13 protein-coding genes are annotated in these 14698 nt (G+C 73.7%); 5 read left to right on the top strand and 8 right to left on the bottom strand.

Features of this window, described 5'->3' with window-relative positions; genetic code table 11:
* Positions 1-17 precede the first annotated feature (17 nt).
* Positions 18-980 carry an AraC family transcriptional regulator gene (locus RM479_RS17540; protein ID WP_311512794.1) on the top strand — a complete coding sequence of 321 codons (963 nt, stop codon included), beginning with the start codon at positions 18-20 and terminating at the stop codon, positions 978-980.
* Here RM479_RS17540 and RM479_RS17545 read toward each other — a convergent pair.
* From RM479_RS17545 to RM479_RS17565, 5 genes are all read right to left on the bottom strand, one after another.
* The gene (locus RM479_RS17545; RefSeq protein ID WP_311512795.1) at positions 948-1907 is read right to left on the bottom strand and encodes a helix-turn-helix domain-containing protein; all 960 of its coding nucleotides are present in this window, start codon (positions 1905-1907) and stop codon (positions 948-950) included. The two genes, RM479_RS17540 and RM479_RS17545, sit on opposite strands and share 33 nt — an antisense overlap.
* Before the next feature lie 25 nt (positions 1908-1932).
* The gene (locus tag RM479_RS17550) at positions 1933-2901 is read right to left on the bottom strand and encodes an alpha/beta hydrolase fold domain-containing protein (RefSeq protein ID WP_311512796.1); all 969 of its coding nucleotides are present in this window, start codon (positions 2899-2901) and stop codon (positions 1933-1935) included.
* 93 nt (positions 2902-2994) lie between these two features.
* The gene (locus tag RM479_RS17555) at positions 2995-3906 is read right to left on the bottom strand and encodes an aminoglycoside phosphotransferase family protein (RefSeq protein WP_311512797.1); all 912 of its coding nucleotides are present in this window, start codon (positions 3904-3906) and stop codon (positions 2995-2997) included.
* Positions 3907-3978: 72 nt separating this feature from the next.
* On the bottom strand, positions 3979-5112 hold the full coding sequence (locus RM479_RS17560) for an endo-1,4-beta-xylanase (RefSeq protein ID WP_311512798.1): 1134 nt from the start codon (positions 5110-5112) through the stop codon (positions 3979-3981).
* 2 nt (positions 5113-5114) lie between these two features.
* Complete coding sequence (locus tag RM479_RS17565) at positions 5115-6368, bottom strand: cytochrome P450 (protein WP_311512799.1); 1254 nt, start codon at positions 6366-6368, stop codon at positions 5115-5117.
* Positions 6369-6699: 331 nt separating this feature from the next.
* On the opposite strand from RM479_RS17565, the gene RM479_RS17570 reads away from it, so the two are divergent.
* Positions 6700-8514: a serine/threonine protein kinase gene (locus RM479_RS17570; protein WP_311512800.1), complete on the top strand. Its 1815-nt coding sequence runs from the start codon at positions 6700-6702 to the stop codon at positions 8512-8514.
* Between the two features lie 51 nt (positions 8515-8565).
* On the opposite strand, the gene RM479_RS17575 is transcribed toward RM479_RS17570, so the two are convergent.
* The 3 genes from RM479_RS17575 to RM479_RS17585 form a co-directional block, all read right to left on the bottom strand.
* Complete coding sequence (locus tag RM479_RS17575; RefSeq protein ID WP_311512801.1) at positions 8566-9495, bottom strand: sucrase ferredoxin; 930 nt, start codon at positions 9493-9495, stop codon at positions 8566-8568.
* A 102-nt stretch (positions 9496-9597) separates the two neighbouring features.
* Complete coding sequence (locus RM479_RS17580; protein WP_311512802.1) at positions 9598-10281, bottom strand: GntR family transcriptional regulator; 684 nt, start codon at positions 10279-10281, stop codon at positions 9598-9600.
* A 347-nt stretch (positions 10282-10628) separates the two neighbouring features.
* Complete coding sequence (locus RM479_RS17585) at positions 10629-11567, bottom strand: LysR family transcriptional regulator (RefSeq protein ID WP_311512803.1); 939 nt, start codon at positions 11565-11567, stop codon at positions 10629-10631.
* A 71-nt stretch (positions 11568-11638) separates the two neighbouring features.
* Here RM479_RS17585 and RM479_RS17590 point away from each other — a divergent pair, with 71 nt between their 5' ends.
* The 3 genes from RM479_RS17590 to RM479_RS17600 are packed head-to-tail and all read left to right on the top strand — an operon-like array spanning position 11639 to position 14546.
* Complete coding sequence (locus RM479_RS17590; RefSeq protein ID WP_311512804.1) at positions 11639-12928, top strand: MFS transporter; 1290 nt, start codon at positions 11639-11641, stop codon at positions 12926-12928.
* A gap of 35 nt (positions 12929-12963) precedes the next feature.
* The gene (locus RM479_RS17595) at positions 12964-13914 is read left to right on the top strand and encodes a ring-cleaving dioxygenase (protein WP_311512805.1); all 951 of its coding nucleotides are present in this window, start codon (positions 12964-12966) and stop codon (positions 13912-13914) included.
* Entirely contained in the window at positions 13911-14546 is a 636-nt protein-coding gene (locus tag RM479_RS17600) for an alpha/beta hydrolase (RefSeq protein ID WP_311512806.1), read from the top strand. The genes RM479_RS17595 and RM479_RS17600 overlap by 4 nt, the downstream gene beginning before the upstream one ends.
* The last annotated feature ends 152 nt before the right edge of the window (positions 14547-14698 follow it).

Here is a 14698-nt window from a genome sequence, read left to right on the forward strand (position 1 = left end):
TCGTCTACGGTGGGCGGATGGACGCACTCGCTGACCTGTTGGACGGGATCCGTGCCCGTGGGGCGTTGTTCAGTCGGTCGATCATGGAACCGCCCTGGTCGCTGTGCTTCGACCACTCCCTGCCGCTGTCCCTGATCACCATGGTGCGCGGCCGGTCCTGGATCGTCCCCGAACGCGGCGAGCCCATCGCCCTGGCCGTCGGGGACATCGCGGTGCTGCGCGGCCCGGCCGTGCACACCGTCGCCGACCCGGCCGACGCCGCCACCACCGGCACCGTCCTGTCGGGGCTGGGGTGCGTGGGCCCGGACGGTGCGCGGTTGAACGAGGACATCGTGCTGGGCGTGCGCACCTACGGGCACTCCCTGGACGCCCCCGACCTGCTGCTCAGCGGGAGCTACGACGTCACCGGAGAGGTGGGGCGACGGCTGCTGTCGGCGCTGCCCGAGGTGCTGGTGGTGCCCGCCGACGCCTGCCATGATCCGCTGACGGAGATGATCGTCAACGAGGTGAGCTGTCAGGTGCCGGGCCAGCAGGTGGTGTTGGACCGGTTGCTGGACCTGGTGCTGGTGACGACGCTGCGGACCTGGTTCGACCGGCCCGATGCCGACCCGCCCGCCTGGTACACGGCCTTGGGCGACCCGGTGGTGGGCGCCGCGCTGCGGGCGATGCACAACCGGCCCGACGCGGCGTGGACGGTGGCGGGCCTGGCGGAGGCGTGCGGGGTCTCGCGGGCCACGCTGGCCCGTGATTTCACGGCGCTGCTGGGGATCCCGCCGATGACCTACCTGACCGAGTGGCGCATCACGCTGGCCGCCGACCTGTTGCGCGACACCGAGGAGACGGTGGGCGCGATCGCCCACCGGGTGGGGTACGCCGACGCGTTCGCGTTGAGCGCGGCGTTCAAACGGGTGCGGGGCCTCACCCCCACCGCCCACCGTAGGGGCGGATCAATCCGGGAGGTACAGGCGGCGCACCTGTAGGGCGATCTGGAGGCGCAACCGCCCCGGGACGGTGCGCACGTTCCAGCCCAGGAGGCGTTCTGCGCGTTCCAGCCCCTGCTGGGCGGTGGAGTGGTGCACGCCCAGGGCGGCGGCGGCCGCGCGCACGCTGGGTGCGGTGGCCAGGGCGTCGGCCAGGGCGATCAGGGCGGTGGAGTCCCGGGCCAGCCGGTCCAGGGCGGCCACGTCCGGTGGCGGCGGGGTGTCGGGACGGGCGGTGTCCGCGAGCGTGAGCAGGGCGCCCACGTGTTCGGCGCGGACGAGGACGGGCCCCGGGTCGGTCCCGGTCCCGGTGGCGGTGAAGCGCAGGGCGCGGCGGGCGTCGGCCAGGGACGAGGGCAGATCGGCCACGGGTGCGGCCGGGCCGATACCGGCCCTGGCGGCGCCGGGGTCCTCGCCGGGGGCGATCAGGCGCACCGGGCCCCGGTGGGGCGCCAAGGCGGACAACCGGGTGGCGGGGGGCAGGCCGGCGCGGCGGGCGGCGGCCAGCCGCTCGGTCTCGTCGCGGTCGGGGTCGGTGAGGAGCGCGGCCAGGGGAGGCGCGGGCGGCGGGGTGCGGTCCAGGTGGTCGCCGATCGCGGCCGCGGCGCGCTCCAGCACCATGGCCAGGACGGGTCCCGCCGGGTCGGTGGTCTCCACCCACAGCACGGCGGTGCCGACGGCGGTGTGCGGCCAGGCCGGGTCCGGGTCGGGGAGCGCTGTGCGGGTGAGGTGGCCGTCGGGGCGGGCGCGCAGGGTCAGGGCGCGGGCGGGGTCGACGAGTGCCGCGGGCAGCCCGGACAGGCCGGCCGCGCCGCGCACCAGGGGTTCCAGGCCGGCGCCGTGCAACCGGTCGAAGTAGGCGATGACCTTGACGGCGGCCTCGGCCTGGGGGTCCAACGCGCCGACCCGGCCCAACAGTTCCCTCATGGGTCCAGTGTGCCCGGTACCGGGGTCAGGCGCCCAGGGTGCGGTGCAGCCAGGACAGGCGCGCGGCGGCGGCCTCGCGGGAGAGGGCGGCGTGGGGCGCGAAGTTGTCGAACCCGTGGAAGGCGCCGGGCCACACGTGGAGTTCGGCGATCCCGCCCGCCTGCCAGAGGCGGGTGGCGTAGTCGACGATCTCGTCGCGGAAGGTCTCGGTCGAGCCCACGTCCAGGAACGCCGGGGGCAGGTTCGACAGGTCGGTGGCGCGGGCCGGGGCGGCGTAGGGGGAGACGTCCGGGCCGCCCCTGGCCTCGCCCAGCAGGGCGCTCCAGCCGGTGTCGTTGGAGGTGCGGTCCCAGACGCCCAGTCCGGCCATCTGGTGGGCGGAGACGGTGTCGTTGCGGTCGTCGAGCATGGGGTAGACGAGCAGTTGGGCGCTCAGGCGGGGGCCGCCCCGGTCGCGGGCCAGCAGGGCGGTGGCGGCGGCCAGTCCGCCGCCGGCGCTGGCCCCGCCCACGATCACCCTGGCGGCGTCCAGGGCCGGGTGGGCGGTGGGGTCGGTGAGGTGGACCAGCCCGCTGTAGCAGTCCTCGACGGGGGTGGGGTGGGGGTGCTCGGGGGCCAGCCGGTAGCCGATGGAGGCCACGGCCAGGCCCAGGGAGTGGGCCATGGCGAGGAGCTCGGGGATCTCGGAGCCCCGGTGGGTGCCCACGATCATCCCGCCGCCGTGGATCCAGTACAGCAGTCCGGTGGGGGCGTCGGTCCAGGTGGGGCGCCACAGGATGAGGGGGACGTCGGCGCCGTCGTGGCCCTTCACGGTGAGGGCGTGTTCGGTGTAGTGGCCCTCGTGGGTGAAGTCGCCCTCGACGGCCTGGTCGGCGCGGGCGGCGCGCATGGGGCCGATGAGGTCGGGGGTGATGGACGGGGGGATCTGGTCGCCCAGCAGGGCCAGGGAGGCGGCCAGTTCGGGGTCGAAGGGCGGCGGTGGCGGTGTGCTCACGGGGTCTCCTGTCGAGGTGGGACCCCATTGTGCGTGCCTCGGCGGGCCGGGCGGTAGCGCCGGGCGGCGGGATGGTGCCCGCCGTGTGGCGGGTCAGGCGCCCAGGGCGCGGGCGAGGGTGAGCATCTGTCCGTGGCCGGTGGGGTCGCCCTCCTCCAGGGGCCAGACGGTGTTCTCCAGGACGCGGACCAGGGTCCAGGCGCGGGCCCGGTCCCGGTCGACGCCGGTGGCGTCGGTGAGCAGGTCGAAGCGGCGGCGCAGCAGGCGTTCGGTCTCGGGCCCGCGGGGGAAGCGGTTCCACAGCGCGGGCAGGAGTTCGTAGCCGGGGTCGCCGACCAGCGGTTTGGGGTCGATGGCCAGCCAGGGGCCGCGTCCGGTGCCGGGCAGGGGGGCCAGGACGTTCTGGTAGTGCAGGTCCCAGTGCAGGAGGCGGTCGCCGGCGTCGGGGGCGATGTCGACGGCGATGTCGGCCCAACGGGTGAGCGCGTCGGCCAGGCCGTGGGGGAGGGGGGTGGCGGTGAGGCGTCGGGCGCGGGCGACGAGGTCCCGGGTCATGGCGCCCAGGTGCCGCATGTGGGGCGGCCCGGGGTGGGCGTTGAGGGTGGTGAGCAGGCCGGCGATGATCTCCAGGGCCTGGTCGACGCCCTGGGCGTCGATGGTGGAGTCCAGGTCGCGGGTGTGGTCCAGGGCCTCCAGGAGCAGGGTGCCGGTGGCGGGGTCGTGGTCCAGGAGACGGGCGGCGCCGCGGCCGTCCCAGAGGCGCAGGGCGTCGGGTTCGCCGCGGGTCTCGTCGTCCACGGGTTGGATCTTGAGCACGGCGGGGCGACCGTCGGCGGTCGTCACGGGGACGACGAGGGAGACGGCGCCGTGCAGGGGTGCGCCGGTCGGGGTCAGGTTCCAGGCCCGCGACCGCTCGTCGGCCTTGCGGGGCAGGTCGGCGACCCAGTCGGGTCCGCAGAAGCGGGTGAGGGCGCGGGCGACGTCGTCGGGGACGTGGACGGTCACGAGGGCGGCTCCCGGGCGGTGTGCGGTCCCGGGGAGCCTATCGGTGAGGGATCAGGGCTGCCCCCGGGGTTCTCAGGCGCGGGTGGCGGCCGTGCGGGGCCGGGGCCGACGGGAGAGGGCCTCGACCATGCCGGCCAGGGCGGGCTTGGGTCGGTAGGAGTCGTCGAAGGGCAGGGCGGCGGTGTAGCCGGGGAACCACTCGGGGATCCAGGAGTGGGCGTCGGTGACGCCCCAGACGGTGACGTTGACGCAGCCGTCGACCTCCAGGCAGGCGACCAGGATGTCGTGGTACTCGCGGCGCTGGTCGGCGAGGTCCTCTCCGGTGACGGGTTCGGGGATGCGCACGTCGACTTCGCTGATGGTGACCTCCAGACCGAGGTCGGTGTAGCGGCGCATCTGGTCGGCGAGGTCGTCGGGGACGTTGCCGTGGACGAAGTGGCCCTGGAATCCGACGCCGTGCAGGGGGACGCCGCGGTCGACCAGGTCGGTGACCAGGGCGTGCAGGGCGTCGGCCTTGGGTCCGGCCCTCTCGATGCCGAACTCGTTGATGTACAGCCGGGCCTCGGGGTCGGCGGCGTGGGCGCTGTAGAGGGTCTGGGCGATGTAGTCGGGGCCCAGCACGTCGTACCAGAGGTTCTCGCGCATGTTCGGGCCGTGGTCCTCCAGGGGTTCGTTGATGACGTCCCAGGAGGTGACGCGGCCCTCGTAGCGGTCCATGACGGTGGTGACGTGGTCGTGGACGACCGCGCGCAGGGTGTCGGCGTCCCAGTCGCCCTGGGAGAGCCACGCGGGTTGCTGGTTGTGCCAGAGCATGGTGTGGCCGCGCACGTTGAGGTCGCGGGCGGTGGCGAAGTCGACGAGGGTGTCGGGGCCGCTCCAGTCGTACTCGCCCCGTTCGGGTTGGACGTGCTGCCACTTCATGGTGTTCTCGGCGGTGACGGAGGTGTAGTGGTCCTCGATGACGTTGCGGTAGCGGCGGTCGTTGACCAGGGGGTTGACGGCGACGGCGACGCCGAGTTCGATGCCGTGGCCGCGGGCGAGTTCGGGCAGGCGGTGGCCGTCCTGGGCGGGCGGGCCGGGCAGGACGGTGATGAGGATGCCGGTGACCGTGAGGATGACGGTGCACAGGGCGGCGGCGATCAACAGCACCCCCTTTCCGTTGCCGGGTGCTCCCCTGCCGGGTGCGGTGGTGTGGTGTGGTGGCACCCTTACCCCTCTTCCGTGGTGACGGGGAGGGAGCGCAGGGCGCGCAGGATGGTGGTCGGGCGGTGCGCGGGGGTTCCGGCCGGGCGCAGGTGCGGGGCGCGGGCGGCCAGCGCGCGCAGGGCGATGCGTCCTTCCAGTCGGGCCAGTGGTGCTCCCAGGCAGTAGTGGATGCCGCCGGAGAAGGCGAGATGGTCGGATGCGTCGGGGCGGGTGATGTCGAAGCGGTCGGGATCGGTGTAGTGGTCGGGGTCGCGGCCGGCGGAGGCGATGAGGCACAGAACGTACTGGCCTCGCCGCACTCCGTGTCCAAGTATGGACGTGTCGTGGCCCGCCCAGCGGGAGGTCATCTGCACCGGCGGGTCGTAGCGCAGGATCTCCTCGACGGCGTTCCCGGCCAGGTCGGGGTCGGCGATGAGGCGGTCCCACTGGGAGCGGTGGCGCAGGAGGGCCGCGGTGCCGTTGCCGATGAGGTTGACGGTGGTCTCGAACCCGGCGATGAGCAGCAGGCGGCACATGGAGCGCATGTCGGCGGGGGTGAGTCCGCCTTCGTCGGTGGCGGCGGTGAGGGTGGAGATGACGTCGTCGCGCGGGTCGGCGCGGCGTTGGGCCATGAGACGGTCGAACATGGTGTCGAGGTGGGCGGCGGCGGTGTGGATGCGGCGCAGGTGGCGGGCGGAGCGCGGGCCGTCCAGGGAGGAGCCGATGGTCTCGCCGAGGGCGACGAACGCGGCGTGGTCGTCGTCGGGGATGCCGAGCAGACGGGTGATGACGATGATGGGCAGGGGCTGGGCGAAGTCGGTCATGAGGTCGAAGCGGCCCTTGGCCAGGGCCTTGTCGAGGAGTTCGTGGGCGATCTCCTCGATCTGGACGGCGTGGCGTTCGAGCCGGCGGGGGCTGAACGCGGGACGGGCCAGGGCGCGCAGGCGGGTGTGCTCGGGCGGGTCGCGGGTGAGGAAGGACAGGTCCAGGACGTCCAGGCCGGGGGGCGCGTCGGCGGGGTCGAAGGGGCGGACGCCGAAGGTGCGGTCGCGCAGGACGTGCTGGACGGCGTCGTGGGTGGTGGCGGTGAGGAACCCGAGCCTGCTGGTGATGAAGGGGCCTTGGGCGCGCATGCGCCGGTGGGTGGGGTAGGGGTCGGTGCGCCAGGGGTGGTGCAGGAGCCGGGTGACGTGGTCACCGGTCCGTGCGGTGAACCAGGTGGTGGCCTGGGCCAGACGCAGACGGGCGTCGGTGCTCAGGGTGTTCAGGGCCGGCATGGCGTGTTCCTCTCGACGGGTACGACCCTAGGTGGGGTGGGGAGGGGCCCGCGGTGGGCGAGGGTGAAGTTGGCCGATGCAGGCCAGGGGGGAACTCCGCGGGGTCGTGGCGCGTTGTCGGCGCACCGCGGGCGGGTGGGCCCCGGGGAGGGGTCGCGTGTCGTCGCCGTGTCCCGGAGGGGTGAACCCGGAGGGTGGGGTGGGGCGTCGAACCGGGTGAGGCGTCTCGGGTCCACCGTGCCCGCCCGGTTGGCTACGATCGCTGGGGTCTGGTGCACGTGTGGTGTGCGAGACGTTGTCGGGTGCGACGAATGCGGAAGGACTGAGGACGTTGGGTCCCCTTGAGAACACCGATCCCGATCGCATCGGCCGGTACCGGCTGATCGGACGCCTGGGGGCGGGCGGTATGGGCCAGGTGTTCTTCGGCCGGTCCGCGGGCGGGCGCGCGGTGGCGATCAAGCGGGTCCATCCGCACATGGCCACCGACGCCGCCTTCCGGGAGCGGTTCGCCCGGGAGGTGGCCGCCGCCCGTCAGGTGAGCGGTGCGTTCACGGCGCCGGTGATCGACGCCGGTCCCGACGACGAGGTGCCGTGGCTGGTCACCTCCTATGTGCCGTCGTTGCCGTTGGACGAGGCGGTGGCCGCCCATGGGCCGTTGCCGGAGCCGACGGTGCGGGTGCTGGCGGCGGGGTTGGCCGAGGCGTTGGCGGAGATCCACCGGGTGGGCCTGATCCACCGGGACCTGAAGCCGGGGAACGTGCTGTTGGCCGAGGACGGGCCGCGGGTGATCGATTTCGGGATCGCGCGGGCCACCGACGGCACGGCGGCCACCCAGTCGGTGATCGGCACCCCGGGCTTCATGAGCCCTGAGCAGGTGCAGGGGGACGTGCTGACGCCGGCGAGCGACCTGTTCGCCTATGGGGCGGTGCTGGCGTACGCCGCGTCGGGGACGGGGCCCTTCGGCGAGGGGTCGATGCCGACGATGGTGATGCGGATCATCGGTCGGGAGCCGGACCTGGCGGGGGTGCCGGAGTCGTTGCGGCACCTGGTGGCGGCGTGCCTGAGCAAGGACGTGCGGGGCCGTCCCACGCCGGGGGAGATCCTGGACTATCTGGGGGACGTGCACGGGGGGGCGACGTGGTTGCCGCCGGCGGTGATGACGGGTGTGCAGGAGCAGGTGGCCCGGGTGAACCGGGCTTTGGAGGAGTCGGCGGAGCAGACCGGCACCCATGGGCGCGGTGAGGGCGCCCACGACCCGACGCGGGTCTGGGGCGCCGCGGCGGCCGGCGGCGCGGCGGGTGCCGTGGCCGGCGGTGCGGCGGGCGTGTGGGCCGACGACCAGGCCACGCGGGTGGCACCCGGCGGTGGTTTCGGGACCCCGGATCAGGGGGCGACCTCGGTCCAGGGCCAGGGCCACGCGCCGACTCGGCAGTACGGCGCGCAGCAGGGGCAGGGGCACGCGCCCACCCGGCAGTACGACGCGCAGCGGTCGCCCACCGCCGACCAGGGTGCGGGGCGGGACGGTGAGGATCCGTACGCCGACCTGTACGGGGGCCGCCGTGATGAGGTCCGCTCCGACGCCGAGGAGCTGCGTCGCCGCGAGTACGAGCTCCACCAGGAGCAGTTGCGGGAGCAGAAGCGGCTTCAGGAGCAGGAGCGGGCGCGGCAGGAGCAGTACGCGGCCCGGCAGCGGCACCGCCACGAGGAGCAGTTGGAGGAGCGGCGCCGTCAGGAGGCCGATCGCGCCCACCGTGAGCGGGTGCGCGCCGAGCAGGAGGCGGCGCGGCGGGCCCAGGCCGAGGCCCGTGAGGCCGGGCGCCCGAGCCTGTGGAGTTTCGCCAAGCTGCTGCCGCTGTTGATCCTGCCGTTCATCCAGATCCCGCTGGGGTACGGTGCGGCGTTGGCGTGGGCGTGGTTCACCACCGAGACCGATGTGTGGACCGGTGCGGCCTACGCGTTCGAGCCGTTGTCGATGGACGGGTTCTGGCACGCGCTGATGTTGGGGTACTTCATCCTCAACAACCTGGTGTCGTTGGAGTTCCTGGTGCGGTCGCTGCGGACGTCGTTCGTGACCGGCGCGGTGCTGGCGCTGGGCGTGGTCGCGGCGACCAACGGGCTGTTGTACAGCTTCGGTTTCTGGGGCTGAGACGCCCGCCCGGGGCCGCCGGGGTGCGGTCCCGGGTTCTCCTCCCGGAGGTCAACCGCTCAAGGCGGGCAGGCCCTCGATCTCGACCACGCGGTGGTGGACGGGGCGGCTGGGCTCCAGCGCCGAACAGGTGGTCGGGCAGGCGGGCCCCTCCTCGCGGGCGACCGAGACGGTGTACAGGCCCTCGCCGTGGCCCAGGGTCACGCGGACGCCGTCGGAGGTGTCCTCCTCGCCCAGGTGGGTGACCCCGTCGACGCCGACGGTGCCCAGGTGGGCGCGCAGGGCGGCCTCGGCTGCCTGGACCGCGGAGGAGTCGCTGCACCGGCCACGGAAGTTGTCGGGGACGATGCCGCCCTTCTCCAGGGTGGTGACGGTGTGCACGGCCGAGACGGGGTCCAGCCGGCCGAAGTAGGCGCCCTGGGGAAGGGCGACGAGGTTGGCGGCGAACCGGTCGCCGCCCACGTGGGTGGTCTCCCAGACCTCGGCCTCGGTGTCGGCCAGGGCGGCGGCCACGGGGCGACCCAGGACGGCGCAGCAGGGGTCCTTCTTGGCGTGGGTGCACACCAGGTACAGGGTGTGGTCGACGGGGGTGCCGAAGTCGGGCGGTGTGGGGTGTTCGGCCGCGGTGACGTCGTAGGCGAGGAGTTCGGCCTGGTCGGTGAAGTCGATGCGGCGCATCCAGGGGGAGGTGCGGCTGACGTGGGCCAGGTAGGCGCGGTGGGGTCCCCGGCGCTCGCGAGGGGGGCCGGGGCGCTTGATGAGCTGGGGTTTGACGTCGTGGCCGGTGATACGCGCGGCCAGTGCGGAGACGACGTCCTTGTCCAGGCCGGGGCTGGCGAAAGCGGGGTGCCGCCAGGGCCCGGGGTGTTCGATGAGCAGCCATCCGATGGTGCGTCCGGCCGTTCCGGCGATCTGCTCTCCGGTGTGGCGGGCCAGGGCCGAGCAGCCCCGGCTGCCGTCCGGGGCGGTGGGTAGGCGCACGGGTCGGGTCCAATCGGAGCAGGTACGGACGTGCGGGCGCGCGAGGTGCCCGGGAGGTGCCCGGACACGTTCGCGCGTCGACGTTAGGTTAGCCTACCCAATTCATTGATCGTCCGTCGCGGGGGGTCGGCCTCTCAGCATGCGCATCAGCGCGTCACGGGCGGAGGCGACGTGGGCCTCGGCGTGTCGGGCGGCGGCCTCGGCCTCGCGTCGGATCAGCAGGTCGGCCAGGGCGCGGTGTTCGTCCACGACGACCTCGCGGTAGTGGGGGTGGCCCAGGCGGATGCGGGTGAGCTGGAACAGGTGGACCGGGGAGCGCACCGCCTGCCACGCCCGTTGCAGACGGGTGTTGTCGGCGAGTTCGTAGAGGCGGTCGTGGAAGCCCAGGTCCAGTCGGAGCAGTTCGGGGGCGTCGGCCCCCCGGGCCAGGGCGTGTTCGAGCGCGTGGACCAGGCCGGCGAGTTCGGCCAGGTGGGCGTCTGTGGCGCGAGTGGCGGCGCGGTGGGCGGCCAGGCGCTCCAGGGCGCCGCGCACGGTGTAGACCTCGTCGACCTCGGTGGGGGTGGGCTCGATGACGCGGGCGCCCCGGTGCCACTGGCTGACGACCAGACCCTCCTGTTCGAGGAGGGCCAGGCCCTCGCGGACCGAGCCGCGGCTGACGTCCAGGCGGGTGGCCAGGTCGACCTCGCGCAGGGGCGCGCCCGGGGGCGGGGAGCCCTGGAGGATGGACTCGCGGATGCGGTCGGCCGCCTCGTGGGCGAGTCCGCGCCGTCGGGCCCTGCGCATGCGCCTCCTCGGTGATGGGATGGTCGGTTGCCTGGGGAAGTGTAGGGCGCACACAGTGGAAAGTGAGAACCGTTCGGGTCTCGGTCCGGTTGCGGACGGGTGCGTTCCACTTCCGTTTTGTTGACATTCGGACAAGTGCCGGCCGACTATGGGGCGCGGCCGTCGCGGTCCGGATACCGTCCTGATCCGGAACGCGGCGGCCATCGTGCGTTCAGGAGGGTGCGGAGATGCCGCGGGTGCGGCCCACCCCGGTGATCAGGGCCACGGGACGTTCGGCCGCAGGGTGTTCGGATCGTGTCATGGGGCCATCGTGCTGGCGGACCCCTCGGCCCGACAACGGGATTTCCCTACCCGGTCAGGTCGGGGATCAGGCGGGGTCCGTGGCGGCGCACGTGCTCCAGGAAGGTCGTCACGGCCGGTGGGGTGTAGCCGCCCCCGGACCCGGCGGCGGGGTGGATCACCCCGATGGGGCGGACGGCGTCGTGGTCGGCCAGCGGGAGTTCGGCGGTGGTGGGCAGGGGGCCGCGCGGGCGGGCCGGCAGGACCGACACCCCCAGCCCGGCACCGACCAGGCCGCGGGCCGTGGCGATGTCGTCGGCCTCGAAGGCGACCTCGGGGGTCAGGGCGGCCCGGTCGGTGAGCCGGTCGGTGAGGTGGCGCACCCCCCGTCCGGGTTTGAGGAGGACGAACTCCTCCCCGGCGACCTCGGACAGGGCGACCTCGCGGTCGGTGCGGGCCAGTCGGTGGTGCTCGGGCACCACCAGGCGCAGGGCCTGGGTGTGCAGGACGGTGCAGACCAGGCGAGGGTCGGTGGGCAGGGGCGAGGTCAGGGCCAGATCGGCGCCGCCTTCGGCGAGGCGGCGCAGCGAGGGCGCCCAGGCCTCCTGGATCAGGGTGAAACGCACGTCGGGGTGGGTGCGCCGGAAGCCGCGCAGCAGGGCGGGGACCACTTCCACGCCCAGGGTGGGCAGGAAGGTGAGGGTGACGCGGCCGTGGTCGGCGTCGGTGAGCTCGCCCACGCCACGGGCCAGATCGGCCAGGGCGCGCTCCACGTGCGGGAGCAGGAGTCGGCCGGTACGGGTCAGGCGCACCCCGCGGCCGGTGCGTTCCACGAGGGTGAGCCCGGTCTCCTCTTGCAGACGGGCTATCGCCCTGCTCAGGGTGGGTTGGGGCATGCCCAGGATCTCGGCGGCGCGGGTGACGTGCTCGGTGCGCGCCAGGGCGGCGAGCATGTGCAGGCGAGGGGCCAGGATCCGGGTGATGCGGTCGATGTCCTCGGGTTCCATGCGTTCCAGTATGAGTCCACGCGTGTTCATGCATTGGACGTATCGGTCGGTGGGTTTCTAGCGTGGGCGACATGAACACGCGGGTCCTCACCGATGACCGTCCCCGTGCCGGTACGTCCGCGTACCGACGCATCGTGGTGGCGATGGTCGCCGTGGCGGTGGCGACGTTCGCCCAGCTGTGGTCGGTGCAGCCGGTCCTGCCGGAGATGGCGGTCGATCTGGAGGAGTCGGCGGCGCGTGTGTCGTTGACGGTGTCGGCGGCCACCGGTGCCCTGGCGGGCTTCGCACTGGTGTGGAGCGGACTCGGGGACCGGTTCGGACGCGTGCGGGTGATCGCGGTCTCGCTCGCGGTGGCGACCCTGGTGGGGTGCGTCGCGCCGTGGGCGGGCGACCTGTGGGTACTGGTGGTGTTGCGGGCGGTCCAGGGTGCCGCGCTGGGCGGTGTGCCGGCCGCGGCGGTCGCGTACCTGACCGACGTCCTGCATCCGGCGGACGCGGCGCGGGCGGTGGGGATCTACATCGCCGGGAACCCGTTGGGCGGGATGGGCGGGCGTCTGGTGGCGGGATGGGCGGCCTCGGCGGGCGGGTGGCAGTGGGGCGTGGCCGCCGGTACCGCGGTGGGCGTGGTGGCCTGGATCGTGTTCGTGTGCGCGCTGCCCAGGGGGACGCGGAGCGGGCGGACCCGTCCGCCGGACGGGGGCCGGCCGCGGGGCCGCTGGCGGGCGGCGCTGGCGGTGCCGGGGATGGTCGCGCTGTACGCGCAGGCGCTGTTGCTGATGGGCGCGTTCATGACGGTGTACAACCTGCTGGGGTTCCGGCTGACGGGGGAGCCGTTCGGGTTGTCGCAGGCGGTGGCGTCGTCGCTGTTCATCGCCTACACGGCGGGGATGGCCGGGTCGGCGTGGTCGGGGCGGGCCGGCGACCGGTGGGGCCCCCACCGGGTGCTGGCGGTGTCGGTGGTGGCGATGGGCGGGGCCGTGGCGGTGCTGGCCGTGCCCTCGCTGCCGGTGATGGCGGCGGGACTGGTGGTGTTCACGTTCGTGTTCTTCTGCGCGCACGCCACCGCCTCGGCGTGGGCGGCGCGGCGTGCGGGCGCGGGACGGGCGCAGGCGTCGTCGCTGTACACACTGGCGTACTACATGGGGGCGAGCCTGCTGGGGTGGGCCGGTGGGATCTTCTACGACCGGTGGGGCTGGGGCGCGGCCCTGGTGTTCGCCGGGGTTCTGTGCGCGACGGCGCTGGTCGCCGGGGTGGGGCTGCGTTCGAAGGTGGAGGCGTTGCCCGATGTCGAGCCGTCCTTGACCGGATCGGGAGGGGTCGCGGGGAAGGGTGGGATCGAGAGGTCTCCCAAAGTGGTTTAAGATTCAACCACCTGATCGTGAGGGAGGGTGATGACGTGGACGTACGCCCCGCGGGGATCCACCATGTGACCGCGATCGCCACGGATCCGGCGGCCAACGCCGACTTCTACCGCAACGTGCTGGGGATGCGCCTGGTCAAGCGCACCGTCAACTTCGACGACCCCACCACCTATCACCTGTACTACGGCGACCGGGCGGGCAACCCCGGCACCATCATGACCTTCTTCCCCTGGCCCGGGGCGCCCCGCGGGCGCATCGGCGCCGGTCAGGCCACCGTCACCACCTTCTCGGTGCCCGAGGGGTCGCTGGGCTGGTGGGCCGGACACCTCAACGCGCTGGACGTGCCCTTCACCCGCCCGGTGGAGCGCGACGCCGAGGACGTCCTGTCCCTGCGCGACCCCGACGGTCTCGTCATCGAACTGGCCGCCGCCCCCGACCACCACGACACCGATCCCTGGGACGGGGGCGCGATCCCCACCGACCACGCCGTGCGCGGCATCCGCTCGGTCACACTGACCGAGCACCGGGTGGAGGACACCGTCGCGATGCTCTCCGACAGCCTCGGGTTCGAGCTGGAGGGCGAGTCCGCCGGCCGGGTGCGCTTTCGCACCGGGGCGGCCGGGGACGCGGTGGGCACCATCGTCGACGTCGTCGCCGACCCGGGCGCCGAGCGCGGACACGTCGCCGCCGGCACCGTCCACCACGTCGCCTACCGCGCCCCCGACGGTCCCGTCCAGGCGTCCTGGCGCGAGAGCCTCCTCGCCGAGGGGGTGGGCGTGACCGAGATCCGCGACCGCAACTACTTCACCTCCATCTACTTCCGCGAACCCGGCGGGGTGCTGCTGGAGATCGCCACCGACGGCCCCGGTTTCGACTACGACGAACCCCTGCTGGAACTGGGGCGCTCCCTGCGGCTCCCGCCCTGGTTGGAGCCCGATCGGGAGAGCATCGCCGCGGCACTGCCGCCCCTGGAGACCGGCCGGTGAGCGGGGTCGCCGACTTCGTCCACGTCGTCGAACCCGCCCACCGGCCCCGGACGCCCACCCTGCTGCTGCTCCACGGCACCGGCGCCGACGAGCGCGACCTGCTGCCGTTGGGGCGGGTCCTGGCCCCCGGCGCCGCCCTGCTCTCACCGCGGGGCAGGGTCGACGAGCACGGCATGAACCGCTGGTTCCGGCGGTTGCGCGAAGGCGTCTTCGACGTCGACGACGTCATCGACCGCGCCGAGGAGCTGGCCGCGTGGGTGCCCGTCGCCCTGGAACACCACGGTCTGGCCGCCCCGGTGGTGGCGGTCGGGTTCTCCAACGGGGCCAACATCGCCGCCGCCCTGATGCTGCTCCATCCCCGTCTGCTGGACGGGGCGGTGCTGCTGGGCGGCGGATACCCGTTGCAGGGCCGCGAGCCCGGTGCGGCGGACCTGTCGGGGCGGGCCGCCTTCCTGGGCGTCGGGCTGACCGACCCGATCAGCACCCCCGACCAGGCGCGGCTGCTCGCCGACCACCTGTCCGCGCTGGGCGCCGACGTCGAACTCTCGGAGCACCCCGGCGGCCACCAGGTTCCCCCGGCGGTGCTGGAGGGGGCCCGGTCCTGGTTCGAAGGGCGCTTCGGGCCTCGCTAGACCGCGACGGCGTCCCCTGTACCCGGGCGCCGTCGCTCCCCGGGGTGCGGTTCGTCCCCGTACGTCCGCACCCCGTTAGACTCCTTCCCGCGTCCTCTCTCCTCCCCTCCCCGCCGGGAAAGAACCCATGATCATCCCTCTTCGCGCGCACG

It is taken from the genome of Nocardiopsis lambiniae (assembly GCF_031845465.1).
GTDB classification, from domain to species: Bacteria; Actinomycetota; Actinomycetes; order Streptosporangiales; family Streptosporangiaceae; genus Nocardiopsis; species Nocardiopsis lambiniae.